Below are 19,469 nucleotides of genomic sequence, written 5' to 3'. Positions count from 1 at the left end.
TCAGTCCTGGTCGAGGATCGAATCGGGCTGGATGTCGATGCGGGCGCCGGTGAGCTTTGCGGCGAGTCGGGCGTTCTGGCCCTCCTTGCCGATGGCGAGCGAGAGCTGGTAGTCCGGAACGAGGGCCCGCACGGCCTTCGTCGACGCATCGATCACGTACGAGGAGGTGACCTTCGCCGGGGACAGCGCGTTTCCCACGAAGGTCGCCAGGTCTTCGCTGTAGTCGACGATGTCGATCTTCTCGTTGTTGAGTTCCGCCGTGACCGCGCGCACACGCTGCCCGAGTTCGCCGATGCACGCTCCCTTGGCGTTGACCCCGGGCTCGTTGGCCTTCACCGCGATCTTGGTGCGGTGGCCGGCTTCGCGGGCGAGGGAGACGATCTCCACGACTCCGCTGGCGATCTCGGGCACCTCCAGCGCGAACAACTTGCGAACGAGCGACGGATGCGTGCGCGAGACCGTGATCTGCGGACCCTTGAGTCCACGGCTCACGCTCGTGACGTAGACGCGGATTCGAGAACCGTGCGCATAGACCTCCCCGGGCACCTGCTCCTCCGGAGGGAGGATGGCCTCGATCGTGCCGAGGTCCACGTGGATCATGCGCGGGTTCGGACCCTGCTGGATGACTCCGGCGATGATGTCGCCCTCACGGCCCTTGAACTCGCCGAGCACCTTGTCGTCACCGATGTCCCGCAGGCGCTGGTTGATGACCTGCTTGGCCGCGAAGGCGCCGATGCGACCGAAGTCCTCCGGCACATCCTCGGCCTCGCCGATCACTTCGCCCTCTTCGTTCAGCTCTGGCACGAAGATGCTCACGTGCCCGGACTTGCGGTCGAGCGACACTCGCGCGTGCGCGTTGCCGTCCTTGTTCTCCGGCGTCTCGATGTGCTTGAGGTACGCCGTGAGAATGGCCTGCTCGATGATCACGACGAGTTCGTCGAAGGGAATTTCGCGCTCGCGCTCCAAGAGACGCAGCACGCTCAGGTCGATGTCCACTGAGGGCCTCCACTATTTTCGATTGTCCGTTCGTGCGCCGCGATCGCGCGCTCGAAGTCTTTCTCTAAGTTAGCAGGGTGCGCCGGCGGGCGGTCCGGCACCCGGGCATCCTCCCGCTGCCGAGTCCACCCGTCCGCGATGCTGCCGCGGCATGCTGCTCAGTGCCCCCCATGCCCAGAGCCCCCGTGCTCAGTCGAGCGCGGCGACCGCCTCGACCACGTCGGCCAGCGCGACCGGGGTCTTCACGCCAGTGCGGCGGTCCCACAGCTCGACCATCCCCTCGGCGAAACCCTTTCCGACTATGACGATGAGCGGAACCCCGATGAGCTCGGCATCGCCGAACTTGACCCCGGGCGAGACCTTGGGGCGCTCGTCGACGAGCACGTCATAGCCGCGCTTCTCGAGGTCCTCCGCGAGAGAGACGGCGGCGTCGAGTACCTCCACCTCTTTGGTCGCGGCGACCACGTGCAGGTCGAATGGCGCGACGTTGCGGGGCCAGATGAGCCCGCGACCGTCGTTGTTCGCCTCCGCGATGACGGCGAGGATGCGGGTGACGCCGATGCCGTAGGAGCCCATCGTCACCGTCACCAGCTTGCCGTTCGGGTCGAGCACCTTCAGCCCGAGGGCCTCCGCATACTTGCGCCCGAGCTGGAAGACGTGGCCGATCTCCATGCCGCGCGCCAGTTCGACCGGCCCCGAACCATCCGGAGCCGGATCGCCCGCGACCACTTCCGCGACCTCGACGGTGCCGTCGGAGACGAAGTCCCGCCCGGCCACGAGGCCGAAGACGTGCTTTCCGTGCTCGTTGGCCCCGGTGATCCAGCCTGACCCGCTGGAGACGCGCGGATCCGTGACGAAGCGGATGCCCGTGGTCGACTCCTCGCCCAGTACCGCCCCCGCGGCGCTCCAGGGGCCGATGTAGCCCTTCACGAGCCCTGCGCGACCCTCCTGCTTGTCCAGGCGCGCGAAGTCGGCCTCGCTGGCGGCCTCGACCGCTGCGGGTGCGAAGGCCACCTCGGCACGCTTGAGGTCGACCTCCCGGTCGCCGGGAAGGCCGACGACCACGAGCTCGCGAGTGCCGTCGAGCGCGGTGAGCGCCAGCACGATGTTCTTGAGGGTGTCGGCAGCTGTCCAGGCGCGACCATCCGGGCGCGGGTGCTTCGCATTCGCGACATCCACCAGGGTCTGGATCGTGGGGGTGTCCGGGGTGTCGAGCACTTCGGCCGGGGTCAGCGTGTCAAAGGACCGCGCCGCCGGTGCATCGGTGTGGAATGCCTCGACGTTGGCGGCGTAGCCACCGTCGGAGCGCACGAAGGTGTCTTCACCCACCGGGGTGGGGTGGAGGAATTCCTCGCTGCGGGATCCCCCCATCGCTCCGGCGTCCGCCTGCACGATCACGTACTCCAGTCCGAGGCGCGCGAAGATGCGCTCATAGGCGTCGCGCTGGTCCTGGTAGGACTTGTCGAGCCCCTCGTCGTTGTAGTCGAAGGAGTAGGCGTCTTTCATGGTGAACTCGCGGCCACGCAGCAGTCCGGCACGTGGCCGCGCCTCGTCGCGGTACTTGTCCTGGATCTGGTAGATCGACAGCGGAAGGTCCTTGTACGACGAGTACAGGTCTTTCACGAGAAGGGTGAAGACCTCTTCATGGGTCGGGGCGAGCAGGTAGTCGGCACCTTTGCGGTCCTTCAGCCGGAAGATGCCGTCGCCGTACTCCGTCCAGCGCCCGGTGACCTCGTAGGCCTCGCGGGGAAGCAAGCCGGGGAAGTGCACCTCCTGGGCGCCGATCCCGTCCATCTCCTCGCGGATGATCGCTTCGATGCGGCGCTTGACCCGGAGTCCGAGGGGAAGCCAGGCGAAGATCCCCGGGCCCTGACGGCGGATGTAGCCGGCGCGCACGAGCAGGCGGTGGCTGGTCACCTCGGCGTCGGAGGGGTCTTCTCGGAGGGTTCGGACAAAGAGTTGGGAGAGTCTTGTGGGCACGTGGACACTTTAGCCGCCGCGCCCGCGACGAAATATTTCGACCACGGACCAATCCGCGGGGGCGTCCATTCCGGATGACTCTTCTGGAGGTGGACCCCAACCCGAACGGGGTCCACGTCCACCACCGCGCTCTGAGGCCATGCCCCTGAGCGGCGCGAAACTCAGACGGTGACTACCTCGGGCGATCCGACGGACCCGGGAGGCATCTCGGCCGCGAGGCGATTGGCCTCCTCGATGAGCGTCTGCACGATCTCCGCCTCCGGCACCGTCTTGATGACCTCGCCCTTGACGAAGATCTGGCCGCGACCGTTGCCGCTCGCGACGCCGAGGTCGGCCTCGCGGGCCTCTCCTGGTCCGTTCACGACGCAGCCCATCACCGCAACGCGGAGGGGCACCGTCATCTTCTCGAGGCCGGCCGTCACGTCATTGGCGAGCTGGTAGACATCCACCTGGGCGCGTCCACAGCTCGGGCAGGAGACGATCTCGAGCTTGCGCTCGCGCAGGTTGAGCGACTGCAGGATCTGCAGGCCGACCTTGATCTCCGTGACCGGAGGAGCCGAAAGCGAGACGCGGATGGTGTCGCCGATTCCCTCCCCGAGAAGGATGCCGAAGGCGGTAGCCGACTTGATCGTGCCCTGGAATTCCGGGCCGGCCTCGGTCACACCGAGGTGGAGCGGCCAGTCGCCGCGCTCGGCGAGCAGTCGGTAGGCCTTCACCATGACCACGGGGTCGTTGTGCTTGACGGAGATCTTGAAGTCGTGGAAGTCGTGCTCCTCGAACAGCGACGCCTCCCAGACCGCGCTCTCCACGAGCGCCTCCGGGGTGGCCTTGCCATACTTCTGCAGGATGCTCGGCTCGAGCGAACCCGCGTTCACCCCGATGCGGATGCTCACCCCGGCCGCCTTGGCTGCCGCCGCGATCTTGCCGACCTGGTCGTCGAACTTGCGGATGTTGCCGGGGTTCACCCGAACGGCGCCGACCCCGGCGTCGATGGCGGTGAAGACGTAGCGAGGCTGGAAGTGGATGTCGGCGATGACCGGGATCTGGCTCTTGCTGGCGATGATGTGCAGCACATCCGCGTCGTCCTGGTGGGGCACCGCGACTCGCACGATGTCGCATCCGGTCGCGGTGAGCTCGGCGATCTGCTGGAGAGTGGCGTTGATGTTGGTGGTCTGCGTGGTGGTCATCGACTGCACGCTCACCTGCGCGTCACCGCCGACTTTCACCTTGCCGACGGAGATCTGGCGGGTCTTGCGACGCGGGGCCAATACGGGAGGGGCGAGGGGCATACCCAAGTTGATTGCTGGCACGCCGAGAATTGTACGCGAGCCGCGTGAGCGACTTCTGAATGCCTCTACTGCAGCGCGATCGGTTTGACGATGTCGGCGTAGATCAGCAACACGCTCATCGCGCCGAGCACCAGCACGACGGCGAAGGTGACAGGCACCATCTTGGCGATGTCGACAGGCCCCGGATCGGGTCGCTTGAAGAGCTTCGCGAAGGCGCGGCGAATTCCCTCCCACAGTGCTCCCGCCACGTGTCCGCCGTCGAGCGGGAGCAGGGGAACCAGGTTGAAGACCAGCAGCGCGACGTTGAGCGAGGCGATCAGGCCCAGCAGGAACGAGAAGCGCTCGGCGAACGGGGAGGTCTGCGTCGCGGTGACCTCACCGGCGATCCGACCGACGCCGACGACGCTCACCGGGCCGTTTGGGTCCCGGGCCTCTGTGCCGAAGGCGGCCTTCGCCACATCAACCAGACGCTGCGGGAGGTTGAGGATCAGGTGTACATCGGCGCCGATATTGGTGCCGAGGGTCGGCAGCACGCGACTGAGCGGCTGGCGGGCGAGCACGACATCCGGCCCGATGCCGAGAAAGCCGACCTTCTCTGTGACGGCCTTGCCGTTCGCATCCTTCACGACCGCGCCCCTGGTGGTCAGCACGTTCCGCACGGTGAGGAGCGGCACGGCAGTGAGAACCCGGGTCTGCCCGGCACGATTCACGGTGATGTCGACGTTTTTTCCCGCGGAGGTGCGGATGACTCCGGTCACCTGGTCCCAGGTCGGGTAGTCGATCGAGGCGATCCGGATGATCTGGTCGCCCGGCTTGAGGCCGGCCGCCGATCCGGGTGCCTCCGGATCGCTCGGGGAGCAGCTGTCGGCGGTGCTGGACGCCGGAAGCACACAGGCGGAGACGCTTCCCACGGCGAGCTGCTGGGTGCCGAAGCCACTCAGCACGACGGCGAACAGCACTACCGCGATCACGAGGTTCATGAACGGTCCGCCGAGCATGATGATCACCCGCTTGTAGATCGGGAGCTTGTAGAAGACGCGATCCTCGTCGCCGACGGTGATGGTGTCGGCGCTCGCGGTGCGGGCATCCTGCACGAGAGTCTGGAAGAAGCCGGTGCTGGAGGTGCGGCCGGAGGCCTCGTACTCCTCCTCGAGGAACGACGCGTCGGTGCCGGAGGTGCGGGGACGACCGCCCTTCTTCGCCGGCGGATACATCCCCGCCATGGAAATGTAACCGCCGAGCGGGATCGCCTTGACCCCGTATTCGGTCTCCCCCTTCTTGCGGGAGAAGATCGTCGGCCCGAACCCGATCATGTACTGGGCGACCTTCACTCCGAAGAGCTTGGCCGGCACGAGGTGGCCGATCTCGTGGAGACCGATCGACAGGGCGATGCCGATCACGACCACGACGATGCCGAGGATGTATAGCAGGACGGTTTCCACGCTGCACAGCGTATCCGCCCGAGGCTGGAGGTCGTCGGTGGGGCTGCCGGGGATTCCCTATGACGCAGAATGGGGTGATGAGCACCGATTCGAACGGCTCCCCCTCCGGGCTCGCTCCGGGCGACCTCGTCGGGGATCGGTTCCGCATCGAATCGACGGTCGGTGTCGGGGGGATGGCCACCGTCTATCGCGCCCGGGACGAGTCACTCGGTCGCACCGTCGCACTCAAGGTCTTCCGCAGCGAGCTGGCGGATGCCGACGACGTGCGCCGGCAGCGCGATGAGGTGCAACTGCTCGCCTCTCTGAATGCCCCGGCACTGGTGACGCTCTTCGATGCTGTTGCAGAGGGTGGAGTGGGTGACCACGGGCGCGCCTACCTCGTGCTCGAGTTCGTGGACGGAGTAGACCTTCGCACTCGGCTCCTCGACGGCACATCCGACCCGACAGTGATAGCCCGCATCGGCGGCAATGTCGCTGGTGCCCTCTCCTAAATCCACGGCCGGGGCGTCGTTCACCGGGATGTGAAGCCCGCCAACATCCTCCTGCCCCGCGACCCCGCCGCATCGGGTGCACCGCTCGCGAAGCTCGCCGACTTCGGGATCGCCCGACTGCTCGACGACGCACGGATGACGGCGACCGGCACCGTGATCGGCACCGCCACCTATCTGAGTCCGGAGCAGGCGGAGGGCGCAACCGTCGGGACCGCCAGCGACGTGTACTCCCTCGGCTTGGTGCTGCTCGAGTGCCTGACCGGGCGGCGGGCCTTTCCGGGCAGCGCGATCGAGTCCGTCGTCGCGCGGCTTTCCCGTGATCCCGAGATCCCCCCGACGCTCGACGACTCCTGGCGCGATCTCCTCGCGGCGATGACCCGGCGTGCGCCGGCGGACCGGCCGGATGCGGCGAGCGTCGCTTCGACTCTTCTGCGCCTGTCCACGATGGAGGTGCCCGAGCGCGAGATCGGACTCGAGCAGACCGTGCCGCTGCAGGCCACGACCTCGACCGAACCCTCGACCGAGCTTTGGGAGCAGACTAAGCGGATGTCCGCCCCCGAGGACCCCGCTCCGACACTGGTAATCGGCGCGTCGGAAGAGGCTGCGCCCACCGTCGTGCTTGGTGGGCCAGACGGAAACCCGGTTGCGGCCTCCTCCGGCTCGGGCCGGCGTTTCGCGCTCATCGGCGCCGCTGCGGCTGTCGTGCTCGTGGTGATAGTGCTCGCCGTGTCGCTCCGCCCCGGTTCGACCGCCCCCGCGGCATCCGGCACCTCACCGTCTCCGAAGCCGAGCGCATCGAGTGTCGCGTACCCGGTTGTGGCCGGCACCCTGGGCGAGCACCTGCGCCAACTGCAGCAGAGCGTGGCACCGTGAGGCGTGCGACGACGCTGGCGACCGGCGCTCTGGTACTCGCCATCACGCTCAGCGGCTGTGCCGGCACCGGCGCACCGGTTCAGACCCCTGCGGCCTCTGCCTACGCGTCTGCGGTCGCGTCCCGCTTGCAGTCCGCCGTGCTGGCCGTGACCTCGGCATCCGCCGCCGGCGACCCGACCGCCGCGCTCGCGCGACTGGACGAGCTGACCGCGATGCTGGCGGATGCGCGCGCCAGGGGCGAAGTGACCGGTTCGCGCTTCGACAGCATCACGGCATCCCTGGCTCTCGTGCGCGCCGACCTGGAGGCGGCGGTCGCCGCCCAGACCGACCAGAAACCCGGCAAGACCGAGAAGCCCGGTAAAGGCAACAGCGGCAAGGACCGTTAGCGAAGAGCGATACGCCGGTCGGCATCCGCGCGGGCCCAGAGTTCGGCGTCGGCGAGGGACTCGCGGGTGAGGGCACCGGATGACGAGTGCGCGTCCACGACCGCCGTGACGGTGTCGACGATGTCGAGGTAGCCGATCCGCCCGGCGTGGAAGGCGAGGACCGCCTGTTCGTTGGCAGCGTTGAAGACGGCGGGATAGGTGCCACCCTCTCGCCCCACCCGCTTCGCCAGATCGACGGCCGGGAAGGCCTCGGTATCGAGAGGCTCGAAGGTCCACGTGCTCGCGGACGTCCAGTCGAGCGGCACCCCCACCCCCTCAACCCGGTTCGGCCAGTCGAGGCCAAGGGAGATCGGCAGCCGCATGTCCGGCGGCGAACACTGGGCGATGGTCGATCCGTCGACGAACTCCACCATCGAGTGGACGATGGACTGCGGATGCACCGTCACGTCGATGCGGTCGTAGGGCACATCGAACAGGTAATGAGCCTCGATGATCTCCAGACCCTTGTTGACCAGGGTCGACGAGTTGGTGGTGACGACGAGCCCCATATCCCAGGTGGGGTGCGCGAGCGCCTCACGCGGCGAGACATCCCGCAACGACTCGCGGGTGCGTCCGCGGAACGGCCCTCCGGATGCCGTGAGCACGAGACGACGCACTTCGGCGGACGTTCCGCTCCTCAGCGCCTGCGCGATCGCCGAATGCTCGGAGTCAACCGGCACCAGCTGACCGGGGGCTGCGGCACCCATCACCAGCTCGCCACCGACGATCAGGCTCTCCTTGTTGGCGAGCGCGAGGGTCGCTCCCACCTCGAGGGCGGCGAGGGTTGGGCCGAGCCCCACCGATCCGGTGATGCCGTTCAGCACGACATCCGCCTCGACCGATCGCACCAGCTGCTCGGCCTCGATCTCCCCGAGGGCGACGTGTTCGACGCCGAATGTGGTCGCCTGGGCATGCACCGCGTCACGGCGGGACCCCGCGGCGAGGCCGACTATCTCGAAGCGGTCGCGATTGGCCGCGATCACCTCGAGTGCCTGCACTCCGATGGAGCCGGTGGAACCGAGGATGATGACGCGACGCATGTGGCTACGCTAGCCGTTCCGGATGCGGTGCCGGAGGTTAGGCGGTAGCGAGGATATCCACGACAAACACGAGGGTGTCCGTGCCGCTGATACCCGCCGCGGACTGCCCACCGCTGCCGTAGCCGTCAGCCGGGGGGATGACCGCGATGACCTGCGATCCGACCTTCTGGCCGACGAGAGCCTTGCCGAAGCCGGGGATGACGCCTGTGGTGGCGAAACTCGCGGGCGTGCCGCGGGTCCAGCTGGAATCGAAAACCTTGCCCGTCGCCCAGATGACGCCGGTGTAGTGGACGGTGACCGTGTCCCCGGACTTGACCGTCGTGCCGGTGCCCTTCTTGAGATCCGCGATCTTCAGGTCGGTCGGGGCGTCAGCCTTCGGCACGGTGATGGTCGGCTCGCCGTTGGAGGCGAGCTTCACGGTCGGGAGGCCGGCGACCGGTTTCTGGACCGCACCGTTCGCCTTCGGCAGCACCTTCACCGGTGCGGCGACCTTGACGACGTCGAAGACGAAGACGAGCGAGTCGGTGCCCTTGACGCCGAGCCCCTCCGAGCCGGCCGCCTTGAAGGCATCCGCCGGGGGGATGACCGCGACGACGCGGCTGCCCGCGGGCGAACACTGCAGGCCCTTGATCATGCCGGGCAGGATGCTGGAGTCCTTGAGCTGGAACGACGTGGTCGATCCCTTTTTGTAAGTTGTGGCGTCGATCTTCTTACCCGACGCGGCGTCGTAGGCGGTGTAGTCGACCTCGACGGTGCCGTTCGCCTTGGCGACGGCACCCTTGCCGTCGATCACCACAGAGCGTTCGGTCTTCTTGGTGCTGAGCCCCTTGGTGAACTTGACGGTCGGCGCAGATCCGAACTTGCCGGTGACCTTCACCTTGCTCGAGTTGGAGCCGGATGCCGTCGGGGTGCAACCGTCTGCCGAGGTGGATGAGCTGCAGGCTGCCAGAGAGAAGGCGAGCGCGGCGATGGCCAAGACCGACAGGGATTTCTTCACCGAGAGAGTTTTCTTCACCGGACAAGTGTGGGGGCACACCCAGTGATCAAGCTGACCAAACACTGAATGTCGCGGATCCGTCGCCCTATTCGGCCCGGAACACCACCCGCGGCTGGTGTTCCACCGGAAAGTTCATCGAACTGGCGATGAAGCACTTGAGGCTCGCCTCGTGGTGCAGGGAGAGCGCGAGCTCGACATTGTCGGTCGCTATCGTCACGACCGGGCGAAGAGTCACCGAAGTGAAGTGCCCGCCGCCGTCCGCCGTCTGCTCCATGACGCCGGTCGCGGCATCCGTGTAGTCCGTCACGACGACGCCGTTGCTCGCCGCGACATGGAGGTAGCTGAGCAGGTGACACTGGCTGAGGGCGGCGATGAGCATCTCTTCGGGATTCCAGCGATCGGCGTCGCCGTGGAAGACCCGATCCGACGACCCGCTGATCTCGTGCTTGCCCTCGGCCCGCACAACGTGATCGCGCCCGTAGGCCTTGTACCCGCTTGTTCCTGTGCCGCGGTTTCCGGTCCATTGCAGGGACACGGCGAAGTGGTGTTCGTGGTTCACCCTCAGAACGCTACGCCCTCCGGCGGTAGGATTTTCGCATGACCGACACCCTCGCCCCCACCCTCGATTCTGCCGAAATCGTGCCGGAGCGGCGCATCGTCACCGCGATTCCGGGACCGCGTTCGCAGGCACTGCAGGCGCGACGCCTCGCGGTGATCCCGGTGGGCGTCGCATCCGCCATCCCCGTCTTCGTCGAGCGCGCCCACGGTGCGATCGTCGTGGACGTCGACGGCAACCAGTTCATCGACCTCGGGGCCGGCATCGGAGTGATGACGATCGGCCACACCGACGCGGCGGTCGTGGCCGCGGCATCCGCCCAGCTCGCCGCTTTCACCCACGTGATGTTCACCGTCACCCCGTACGAGGGTTATGTGCGCGTGGCGGAACTGCTGGCCGAGCACACGCCCGGCGATTTCGCCAAGAAGACGGTGCTGCTCAACTCCGGCGCGGAGGCCGTCGAGAATGCCGTGAAGATCGCGCGCAAGTTCACCGGCCGCACGGGCGTCGCCGTGCTCGACCACGCCTATCACGGCCGCACCAACCTCACCATGGCGATGACCTTCAAGGCGATGCCATACAAACTCGGCTTCGGGCCCTTCGCGAGCGATGTTCACCACGCCCCGAATTCCTACCCGTTCCACGACGGACTGAGTGGGGCGGATGCCGCGGCCCGCACCATCTCGTACCTCGAGAAGTCCGTCGGTGCCAGCGATCTCGCCTGCCTCGTGGTCGAGCCGATCCAGGGCGAAGGCGGTTTCGTGGTCGCGGCCGAGGGGTACTTCGCCGCCCTTCGCGAGTGGTGCACCGCCAACAGAGTCGTGTTCGTCGCCGACGAGATCCAGAGCGGCATGGCTCGCACGGGCAAGTACTTCGCCATCGAACACTTCGGCGTGGTGCCCGACATGGTATTGAGCGCCAAGGGCATCGCGGGCGGACTTCCCATCGCCGGCGTGACCGGCCGGGCAGACATCATGGATGCCTCACATCCCGGTGGCCTCGGCGGCACCTTTGCCGGCAACCCGGTCGCAGCGGCGGCCGCCATCGCCGTCTTCGACGAGATCGAGTCGAAGAACCTCCTCGCCGAGGGAGCTCGTATCGAGGGCGTGCTCAGGCCGGCCCTGCTCGAGATGCAGAAGCGCCATCCGGTGATCGGAGACGTGCGGGGCATCGGGGCGATGATCGCGATCGAACTGGTCGAGCCGGGCACCCACACCCCGAACGCGGCCGCGGTCTCCGCGATCACGGCGTTCGCGGCCCAGAATGGCGTGCTGCTGTTGAGTGCCGGGACCTACGGCAACATCATCCGCTTCCTCCCCTCGCTCGCGATCTCGACCGAGCTGCTGAACGAGGCGCTCCAGGTGCTCGACGACGCCCTCTCGGCCCTGTGAGCCACCCCCTCGACCCCACCGGCGTCGTCGAACTGGCGATCCTCTCGCGATCAGGGCTCGACGAATCGCGGCACCTCGGCGCGGCGGTCGTCGTCTCACCGGATGGCTCTGTGCTGCGCTCTCTCGGAGACGTGGATGCCCTCGTATACGGCCGTTCGTCGCTCAAGTTCTTCCAGGCCATCGCCGTGCTCCGCTCAGGGGTGTCCCTCGCCGGGGCGCAACTCGTGCTCTCGACGGCCAGTCATGCGGGCACGGCAGCCCATGTCGAGGTGGTCCGTTCGATTCTCGAGCGGGCCGGTCTCGACGTGGAGGCCCTGCAGTGTCCCGTCGATTGGCCGCTCGACAGCGCGTCGCGGTCGGCGGCATCCGCCCCCGCGCGCATCACGATGAACTGTTCCGGCAAGCATGCTGCTTTTCTGTTGGCCTGTGTGGAGAACGGCTGGGACACCGCGAGCTACCTCGACCCGGAGCATCCGCTGCAGCAGCGGATCCGCGCCACGGTGGAGGAATTCACCGGTGAACCGGTGGGGCATATCGGCGTCGACGGCTGTGGCGCACCGGTGTTCGCGACCACGCTTCGCGGACTCGCGACCGCTGTCGGGCGCGTCGCGGCGTCACGCGATCCCTCCGCGGCGCTCCTCACGGCCGCGGTGCTGGCCGAGCCCTGGGCGATCGATGGGCCGGGTCGCGCCAACACCGTCGTGATCGAACAGCTCGGCCTGCTCACCAAGGGCGGTGCCGAGGGTGTCATCGTGATGGGTGCCCCCGACGGCACGGCCGTGGCGCTCAAGATGCTGGATGGCAGCGCTCGCGCGACCTCTCTCGTCGGGCTCGGGATGCTGGCCTCGGTCGGCGCCATTTCGCTCGAGGACGCCGACCGAGTTGGCGCCCTGACCACCGAGAGGGTGCTCGGCGGAGGACTGCCGGTGGGAGCCATCCGCGTGTCGGAGCTCGTGCGGGGTCTCTAGCGCCAGGGGTTGCGCTTCGGGGTCGGCGTGATCGACTAGCACGCCGCTCGCGCGGCCATTCGTTTCGCACTCCGTCGCTTGGCGCGCGACCTCCCTCGCCCGCAACCTCCCCCCCGCCGAGTTGCAGTCTTTTGTGGGTGCACTTCAGCGAGAGGTCGCAAAAGACTGCAACTCGCGCCCGGAATCGCGCTCACTCGCGCTCCTGTGGACGATTCGCGCGAAGAGGAGCCCGTACTGGCACCCTCGACGGATGACACGAGCCGCTGCCCTCCCGCCAGGCCTTCCCGCGCACGGATTCACTGTCGGCACCGCGCGGGGCTTCGGAGTCACTCCAAGCCGCCTGCGTGCGGGAGACCTCGATCGCAGCCTGTGGGGCGTTCGTGCGACCAGCCCACCGGCAGACCTCCACGACAGGTGCGCGCTCCTGCAGTTGAGGATGCCCGGACGCGCATTCTTCAGCCACTCGACCGCCGCACTCATCCATGGCATCCCGCTCCCCTGGGCCCTCGAGCACGCAGATCGGCTTCACGTGGGCGTCCCGTCGCCGTCGCGGGCCCTCTCCGCGAGCGGGGTGGTGGGGCACCGGCTGGCAGTAGTGCCCTCCGATGTCAGCATGTTGTCGGGGCTCCGGGTCACCTCCACGGTGCGCACCTGGACCGACCTCGCGGACCAGCTCGCGTTCGAGGATCTCGTCGCCGCGGGCGACTACCTCATCCACTGGCGAAGGCCTTTCACCACCAGGGTCGCCCTCGAGAAGGCGCTTCGCCTGCGACGCGGACGGCGTGGATTCCGCGCACTGTCCCGAGCGGTACTGCGCCTCAACGAGCGCTCCGAATCTCCGCCGGAATCTCGGCTCCGTCTGATCGTCGAGGACGCCGGATTCCCGACGCCTGAGATTAATCGCGAGGTGACGGACCGATTCGGAGAGTTCGTCGCCCGCACCGATTTCATCTTCGAGGGCCTTCGCCTGGTGCTCGAGTACCAGGGCGATTACCACCGCACGACCAAGGGGCAGTGGCGGGCAGACATGACCCGTCGATCGAAGCTGGAGGCCGTCGGCTGGCGAGTGATGGAGTTGAACGCCGGCGACCTGAAGGATCCGGCCGAGCTCGTGATGCGCATCCGTCGGCTGCTTGCCTGTCGCTGACGCCAGCACAAGCGAGGTGCACTCTTTTGCGGGTGAGAGTGCGCGCGAGCTCGCAGAAGAGTGCAACTCGGGGGTGGGATATCGAGGGAGGAGGCAGAGTGCACGGGCCAAGCGAGAGGCGCGCTCCGCCCGCTCAGGCGTAAAGGCTCACTACCGCCTCGCGGAAAGCAACGGTGTGCCGCTCGACGTCGGCCGCCGTAGTACTCGGGGCCATCAGTGCCATGTTGTGGAACGGCGTGATGAGGATGCCGCGGTTGAGTGCGTGCAGGTGGAGGTACTGCTGCAGTTCGAAGTCATCGGCATCCGCCGCCTCTGCGCCATCGTGGGGCGCTGTCTGCCGAAAGCTGTATTCCGCCCGCGCGCCGAGCTGGGTGACCTGCCAGGGCACGTGGAATTCGTCGAGAGCCGACTGCACGCCGATCGTCCATTCGGTGGCGCGATCGATCATCGCCGGGAAGGCCTCGGCGGTCAACACCTGCGAGAGGGTGGCACGGATGCCCGCGAGGGACAGCGCATTACCCGCGAGGGTGCCGCCGACTCCCCCGACGTCGATGTCCTCCAGTTCGAGCGAGTCGCGCACGAGGGCCGAGAACGACGCGGTCATTCCATATGCTCCCGCGGGAATGCCTCCGCCGATGCTCTTTCCCACGACAACTGCGTCCGGGTCGAGGCCGTCTCGCGCGATCATCCCGCCGGGCCCGGCGGACAGGGTGTGGGTCTCGTCGATGATCAGGATCACTCCGAAGCGGGTGCAGAGTTCGCGAACGGCCGCGTGGTAGCCCGGGTCGGGCAGCACGATTCCGATGTTGGTGAGGGCCGGCTCCATGAGCATGGCGGCGATCTCACCCGTCGCCAGCATCATCTCGAGTGCCCGGATGTCGTTGAAGGGCACGACCGCCGTGGTAAGGCTCGGCGGTACCGGCGCCCCGATCGTGCCCCGGCGCTCGACCACTGCCCCCGATTCGTCGAGGGTGGCATAGGCCTCGTCGACGGTGCCGTGGTAGCAGTAGTCGTGCACCACGATCTTCGGGCGGCCCGTCACCTGGCGGGCATAACGGATCAGGCTGCGGTTGGCATCGGTCGCGGAGAGGCTGAACTGCCAGGCCGGCACCCCGAAACGCTCGGCGAGAAGTGCAGCGGCAGCAGCGGCATCAGCCGTGGGGAGCATGAAGGTCGAGCCCTTGGCGAGTTGCGCGGAGATCGCCGCCACGGCGGCCGCGGGCGCATGGCCGCACATCGCGCCCGTGTCGCCGAGACACAGGTCGACGTGGTCGATGCCGTCAACGTCGAGAAAGTGAGAACCCGATGCGCTCTGCACGTAGACGGGCCAGGGCCCCGGCCACTTCGCCATCCAGAGCATCGGCACGCCGTCGGGCAGGTGGGGGGTGGCCTCCGCGAAGAGTTGTGCCGAACGCGGACGCTGGGCACGGAACAGGTCGATCTCGGCCTGCCAGAGCCCGGCCAGCCGAGCTCGATCCTCGTAGGCCATCAACCGACCTTCGCCAGTCGCTTCCGGCGTGCCGCGGCACTCACCTGCTGCGACACCACCAGGACGATGGCGATGAGGAATACCGCGGAGGCGATCACGTTCGCTTCCGCCGGAATGCCGCGGGCCGCCGCGATGTAGACGAACTTGGGGAAGGTCGTCGCCGATCCGGAGTTGAAGTTGGTGATGATGAAGTCGTCGAAGCTGAGGGCGAAGGACAGCAGCGCCGCCGCGACGATGCCCGGGAGCAGCAGCGGGAACGTGATGCGCCAGAACACCTGGGCCGGAGATCCGTAGAGGTCGCGACCGGCCTCCTCGAGGGCGGGGTCGAGACTGGACACGCGCGCTTTCACCGTGACCACCACGAAGCTGATGCAGAACATGGTGTGGGCGATGATGATCGTGACCAGCCCTTTTTCCACTCCGGCTCCGAGGAATTCCGCAGCGAGGCCGGCGCCGAGCACCACTTCGGGAGTCGCCATCGGCAGGAACAGCAGCAGGCTGATCGCCGAACGGAATCGGAAGCGGTAGCGCACGAGCGCGATCGCGATCATCGTACCGAGGGTCGTCGCGACCACCGTCGCGATGACCCCGATCAGGATGCTGTTGCCGAAGGCCGCACAGACATCCTGCGCGTCACAGACATGGGTCCAGTTGTCGAGGGTGAACCCCCGCCAGGAGATGTTCGACTTGATGGAGTCGTTGAACGAGAAGATGAAAGTATAGGCGATGGGGATCAGGAGGAACACGAGCGCGAGCGCCGTGTAGACCGGAAGCAACCAGCTGCCGAGGCTGAAGCGGACGCGAGGGCCGCGCGGGGCCGGAGGGGCATCCACTGCCGCCGCGATCGCCCGCGATTCCTGAAGGGTCACAGCAGGTCCTCCGTTCCACTCCGGCGCACATACACGGTGACGATCGCCAAGATCACGACCATGAGGATGATGGACAACGAGGCGGCGGCGGGGTAGTTGAGCAGGACGAGGAAGTTGCTTTCGATCACGTTTCCGATCATCGAGGTGCCGGTGCCGCCCAGGAACTCCCGACTGGCGTTCACATAGTCGCCGGCCGCCGGGATGAAGGTGAGCAGCACCCCCGAGACGATGCCGGGCATCGACAGCGGAATGGTCACGGTACGGAAGACGGTGAACGGATGCGCGTAGAGATCGCTTCCCGCTTCGAGGTAGCGGGTGTCGAGCCGTTCGAGCGCCGCGTACAGCGGCAGCGTCATGAAGGGGATGAAGTTGTAGGTGAGCCCGAAGACGACAGCCACCGGGGTGCCGGTCACGTGGGCATCCGGGGCCAGCAGAGACAGCGCCTTGAGCCCGGTGACGAACGCCGACTCATCCGAGAGGAGAGACTTCCAGGCCAGCGTGCGCAACAGGAAGCTGATGAAGAACGGGGCGATGACCAACACGAGCATCAGGTTCTGAAGGAGTGGCCAGCGGCGCGCCTTCACCCCGATGAAGTAGGCGAGCGGATAGCTGAACAGCAGGGCGAACACGGTGGCGAGCACCGCGTAGAAGAACGATCGCACGATCTGGGCGCCGTACTGCGTGATGGAGGTGACGTAGTTCTGCCAGTCGAAGGCGGTCTGGTACGCCCCGATGTCGCCCAGCGCGGAGGGAGCCTGCAACGAGGTGATGACGAGCGACACCAGCGGCACCAGGAAGAACAGCACCAGATAGAGGATGCCCGGCAGAAGCAGAAGCAGGGCGATGCGACTCTTGCGGCGCGGAGCCTGTTCCTGCGCGGTGCCGGTCGCGAATGCGGAGAATGCCATGGCCTCAGGCTTCCTCGAGCTCCGACATGAGCGCCCGCTTCTTCTGCACGGCGATCGATGCGGTATCCGTGTCGGCCGCGAATCGCGGAGTCGGCGGAGCTTCGTCTTCGAGACCGAAGCCGTGCTCGACCTTCCACGAGACCCAGGACTCCGCACCCTCGGTGACGACCGGCCCGGCTCCGGTGTTCTGCACGAACACCACGACCGATCCGAGACCCGGGATGGCGATGATGTACTGCGTGCTCACACCGCTGAAAGAGACGTCGATCACGCGACCCGGCCCGAGGATGTTGGTGCCGGCCGATTCCGTCGGCTCGCTGAGGTGCAGGCTGAGCTTCTCGGGGCGCACGCCGACGGTCACGACCCCGGAGTGACGCTGAGCGCGTGACTTCGGCACGACGACTTTGCAGCCTTCGATGTCGACGGAGATGCTGGCTGCCGTCGTGCCGGCGACCGGGCCGCTGAACAGGTTCGACTGGCCGAGGAAGTTCGCCACGAAGGCCGTGCGCGGAAGCTCGTAGAGCACCTCCGGCGATCCGAGCTGCTCGATGCGACCCTTGTTCATCACCGCGACGGTATCGGCCATGGTCATGGCCTCCTCCTGGTCGTGGGTGACGTGGAGGAAGGTGAGGCCGACCTCTTCCTGGATGGACTTGAGTTCGAGTTGCATCTGGCGGCGCAGTTTGAGGTCGAGGGCCCCGAGCGGCTCATCGAGCAGAAGGAGGGCCGGGCGGTTGACGATCGCCCGGGCGAGGGCGACTCGCTGCTGCTGACCGCCGGAGAGTTGCGCGGGGCGACGTGCCGCGAGATGGTCGAGCTCGACCAGCTTCAGCGCCTCGTGCGCCTTGGTGGAGGCATCCGCGATCTTGCGCCGACGCAGCCCGAAGGCCACATTGTCGATGATCGACACGTGCGGAAAGAGCGCATAGCTCTGGAAGACCGTGTTCACGGGGCGCTGGAACGGTTTGGTGTCGGTGACATCCTTGCCGCCGATGAGAATGCGACCGGCAGTGGCCTCCTCGAGGCCCGCGACGAGACGCAGAGTCGTGGTCTTCCCACAGCCGGAGGGTCCGAGCAGCGCGAAGAAGGATCCGGCCGGGATGACCAGATTCATCTCCTCGATGGCGGTGAAGCCGGGGAATCGCTTTTGGATGCCGACGAGCTCCAGGTCGGCGCCGGACTCCGCAAATGCACCCGTGGCCATCAGGAGCCCAGGAGTACGGCCTGGAAGGCGGCGCCGAATTTGCTTTCCTCTGCCCCGGTGAGAGTGCGGAAGACCTTGGTGTTCGACAGCGTCTTCTCATCGGGGAAGATCAGCTGGTTGTCGGCGAGCGTGGGGTCGATGGCCTGCATCGCCTCCTTCGCGCCGACGACGGGGGTGATGTAGTTGACCCAGGCCGCGACCTCTGCGGCGACCTCCGGCTGGTAGTAGTAGTTGATGAGCTCTTCGGAAGCGGACTTCTTCTGCGACCCGATCGGGATCACGAAGTTGTCGTTCCAGAGCGTTCCGCCCGCCTCGGGGATGGCGAACTCCCACTTGTCCCCGGCCTCGGCATTGATCACCGTGATGTCACCCGACCAGCAGATCGCGGCGAGCGTGTCCTCGCTCTTGAGGTCTTCGAGGTAGGCGTTGCCCTTGATGTTGCGGATCTGGCCGTCGTTGACCTGTTTGCGGAACACGTCGATGGCGTCGTCGAACTTCGAGTCCGCCCACTTGGATGAGATGTCCACCCCGGCCTGCATCATGATGAGGCCGATCGTGTCGCGCATCTCCGAGAGCACTCCGACTCGACCCTTGAGCGACTTGTCCCAGAGGTCGTCGACCGACTTGAGGCCGCCGGGCACCTTGTCCTTGTTCCAGCAGATGCCGGCGAAGCCGCCCTGCCAGGGAAGGGATTTCTTGCGTCCGGGGTCGAAATCCACGTCCTGGAGCGAGGGGGTGAGGTTCTTGGCATTCGGGATCTTCGAGAGATCGAAGTTCTGCACGTAACCGAAGTTGATGAGGCGGCTAACCATCCAGTCGGTGAGGCAGACGAGGTCGGCGCCGATGTCCTGGCCGAGGGCGAGCTGGTCTTTCACCTTGCCGTAATAGGTGTTGTTGTCGTCGACCGCGACGTCGTACTTCACGGAGATGCCGGACTGCTTCTCGAAGGCATCGAGCGTCGGGTGGGTCTTGCCGTCCGCATCCTCGTCGATGTATGCCGCCCAGTTGTCCCACTTGATGTTCTTGTCACTACTCGACTTGTCTGCCGCCGCGGTGGGCTTTGCGGCCGGTCCTCCGGTCGAACAGGCGGCGAGGGAGAGTGCCGCAGCGCCGATGCCTGCCCCGGTGAGGACGTTGCGACGGGAGAGGGAGGCGGTGCGCGCCTCGCGGATCAGACGATGGACCATCGGATCCGTTGGTAGTGACCTGGTCATTGAGATGCGACTCCTTCACGACGTATGCAAACGGGACACCGGCGGACCCCCAGGCGAACCACAGTGGTCGAGCCGCGTTGGTCGATACTCGCACAGCCGACCGCCCGAGCGCACGCATAAGAGAGCAAAACCACCATCCCGAAACACAAACTTCACGAAATCAGTATCTCGACGCACAATTTCGTTGCGG

At 66.7% G+C, this 19,469-nt stretch carries 16 protein-coding genes and 1 pseudogene; 5 read left to right on the top strand and 12 right to left on the bottom strand.

The window, feature by feature from the left end; all coding sequences use genetic code 11:
- The 4 genes from nusA to F1C58_RS05755 all read right to left on the bottom strand — a co-directional run bounded on the left by nusA (position 1) and on the right by F1C58_RS05755 (position 5,707).
- Positions 1-996: a transcription termination factor NusA gene (gene nusA, locus F1C58_RS05770; RefSeq protein WP_185203349.1), complete on the bottom strand. Its 996-nt coding sequence runs from the start codon at positions 994-996 to the stop codon at positions 1-3.
- Positions 997-1,185: 189 nt separating this feature from the next.
- On the bottom strand, positions 1,186-2,976 hold the full coding sequence (locus tag F1C58_RS05765) for a proline--tRNA ligase (protein WP_185203348.1): 1,791 nt from the start codon (positions 2,974-2,976) through the stop codon (positions 1,186-1,188).
- A gap of 161 nt (positions 2,977-3,137) precedes the next feature.
- Entirely contained in the window at positions 3,138-4,286 is a 1,149-nt protein-coding gene (gene ispG / locus F1C58_RS05760; protein ID WP_185203346.1) for a flavodoxin-dependent (E)-4-hydroxy-3-methylbut-2-enyl-diphosphate synthase, read from the bottom strand.
- A 44-nt stretch (positions 4,287-4,330) separates the two neighbouring features.
- Entirely contained in the window at positions 4,331-5,707 is a 1,377-nt protein-coding gene (locus F1C58_RS05755; RefSeq protein ID WP_185203344.1) for an RIP metalloprotease, read from the bottom strand.
- 59 nt (positions 5,708-5,766) lie between these two features.
- Here F1C58_RS05755 and F1C58_RS05750 point away from each other — a divergent pair.
- Together F1C58_RS05750 and F1C58_RS05745 are read left to right on the top strand one after the other, a co-directional pair.
- Positions 5,767-7,071 (top strand): annotated as a pseudogene (locus tag F1C58_RS05750) (serine/threonine-protein kinase).
- Positions 7,068-7,457, top strand: coding sequence for a hypothetical protein (locus F1C58_RS05745; RefSeq protein ID WP_185203342.1), 390 nt, complete (start codon positions 7,068-7,070; stop codon positions 7,455-7,457). Before F1C58_RS05750 ends, F1C58_RS05745 begins: the two are co-directional and overlap by 4 nt.
- Here the strand turns inward: F1C58_RS05745 and F1C58_RS05740 are convergent.
- The 3 genes from F1C58_RS05740 to F1C58_RS05730 form a co-directional block, all read right to left on the bottom strand.
- The gene (locus F1C58_RS05740) at positions 7,454-8,536 is read right to left on the bottom strand and encodes a 1-deoxy-D-xylulose-5-phosphate reductoisomerase (protein WP_185203340.1); all 1,083 of its coding nucleotides are present in this window, start codon (positions 8,534-8,536) and stop codon (positions 7,454-7,456) included. The genes F1C58_RS05745 and F1C58_RS05740 overlap by 4 nt on opposite strands.
- A gap of 37 nt (positions 8,537-8,573) precedes the next feature.
- Positions 8,574-9,551, bottom strand: a complete 978-nt coding sequence (locus F1C58_RS05735; RefSeq protein WP_255461287.1) for an FKBP-type peptidyl-prolyl cis-trans isomerase — start codon at positions 9,549-9,551, stop codon at positions 8,574-8,576.
- Between the two features lie 67 nt (positions 9,552-9,618).
- Complete coding sequence (locus tag F1C58_RS05730; RefSeq protein ID WP_185203338.1) at positions 9,619-10,092, bottom strand: OsmC family protein; 474 nt, start codon at positions 10,090-10,092, stop codon at positions 9,619-9,621.
- A gap of 38 nt (positions 10,093-10,130) precedes the next feature.
- Here F1C58_RS05730 and gabT point away from each other — a divergent pair, with 38 nt between their 5' ends.
- From gabT to F1C58_RS05715, 3 genes are all read left to right on the top strand, one after another.
- Positions 10,131-11,480, top strand: coding sequence for a 4-aminobutyrate--2-oxoglutarate transaminase (gene gabT / locus F1C58_RS05725; RefSeq protein WP_185203336.1), 1,350 nt, complete (start codon positions 10,131-10,133; stop codon positions 11,478-11,480).
- Positions 11,477-12,448, top strand: coding sequence for an asparaginase (locus F1C58_RS05720; RefSeq protein ID WP_185203334.1), 972 nt, complete (start codon positions 11,477-11,479; stop codon positions 12,446-12,448). The genes gabT and F1C58_RS05720 overlap by 4 nt, the downstream gene beginning before the upstream one ends.
- 250 nt (positions 12,449-12,698) lie before the next feature.
- Positions 12,699-13,595, top strand: coding sequence for an endonuclease domain-containing protein (locus F1C58_RS05715; RefSeq protein WP_185203332.1), 897 nt, complete (start codon positions 12,699-12,701; stop codon positions 13,593-13,595).
- A gap of 133 nt (positions 13,596-13,728) precedes the next feature.
- Here the strand turns inward: F1C58_RS05715 and F1C58_RS05710 are convergent, their stop codons facing one another.
- Genes F1C58_RS05710 through F1C58_RS05690 form a run of 5 tightly spaced genes read right to left on the bottom strand, consistent with a single transcriptional unit; the run spans position 13,729 to position 19,279 of the window.
- The gene (locus F1C58_RS05710) at positions 13,729-15,084 is read right to left on the bottom strand and encodes a transaminase (RefSeq protein ID WP_185203331.1); all 1,356 of its coding nucleotides are present in this window, start codon (positions 15,082-15,084) and stop codon (positions 13,729-13,731) included.
- Complete coding sequence (locus tag F1C58_RS05705) at positions 15,084-15,917, bottom strand: ABC transporter permease (protein WP_255461361.1); 834 nt, start codon at positions 15,915-15,917, stop codon at positions 15,084-15,086. The genes F1C58_RS05710 and F1C58_RS05705 overlap by 1 nt, the downstream gene beginning before the upstream one ends.
- 32 nt (positions 15,918-15,949) lie before the next feature.
- Entirely contained in the window at positions 15,950-16,861 is a 912-nt protein-coding gene (locus F1C58_RS05700) for an ABC transporter permease (protein WP_185203329.1), read from the bottom strand.
- Between the two features lie 4 nt (positions 16,862-16,865).
- Entirely contained in the window at positions 16,866-18,065 is a 1,200-nt protein-coding gene (locus F1C58_RS05695) for an ABC transporter ATP-binding protein (RefSeq protein ID WP_185203327.1), read from the bottom strand.
- A complete protein-coding gene (locus F1C58_RS05690; protein WP_185203325.1) occupies positions 18,065-19,279 on the bottom strand; it encodes a PotD/PotF family extracellular solute-binding protein in 1,215 nt (404 codons plus the stop codon). Before F1C58_RS05690 ends, F1C58_RS05695 begins: the two co-directional genes overlap by 1 nt.
- Positions 19,280-19,469: the final 190 nt, after the last annotated feature.

This window comes from Glaciihabitans sp. INWT7 (assembly GCF_014217685.1).
Classification (GTDB): Bacteria; Actinomycetota; Actinomycetes; order Actinomycetales; family Microbacteriaceae; genus Lacisediminihabitans.
This window is presented reverse-complemented; position numbering and strand designations above follow the sequence as displayed.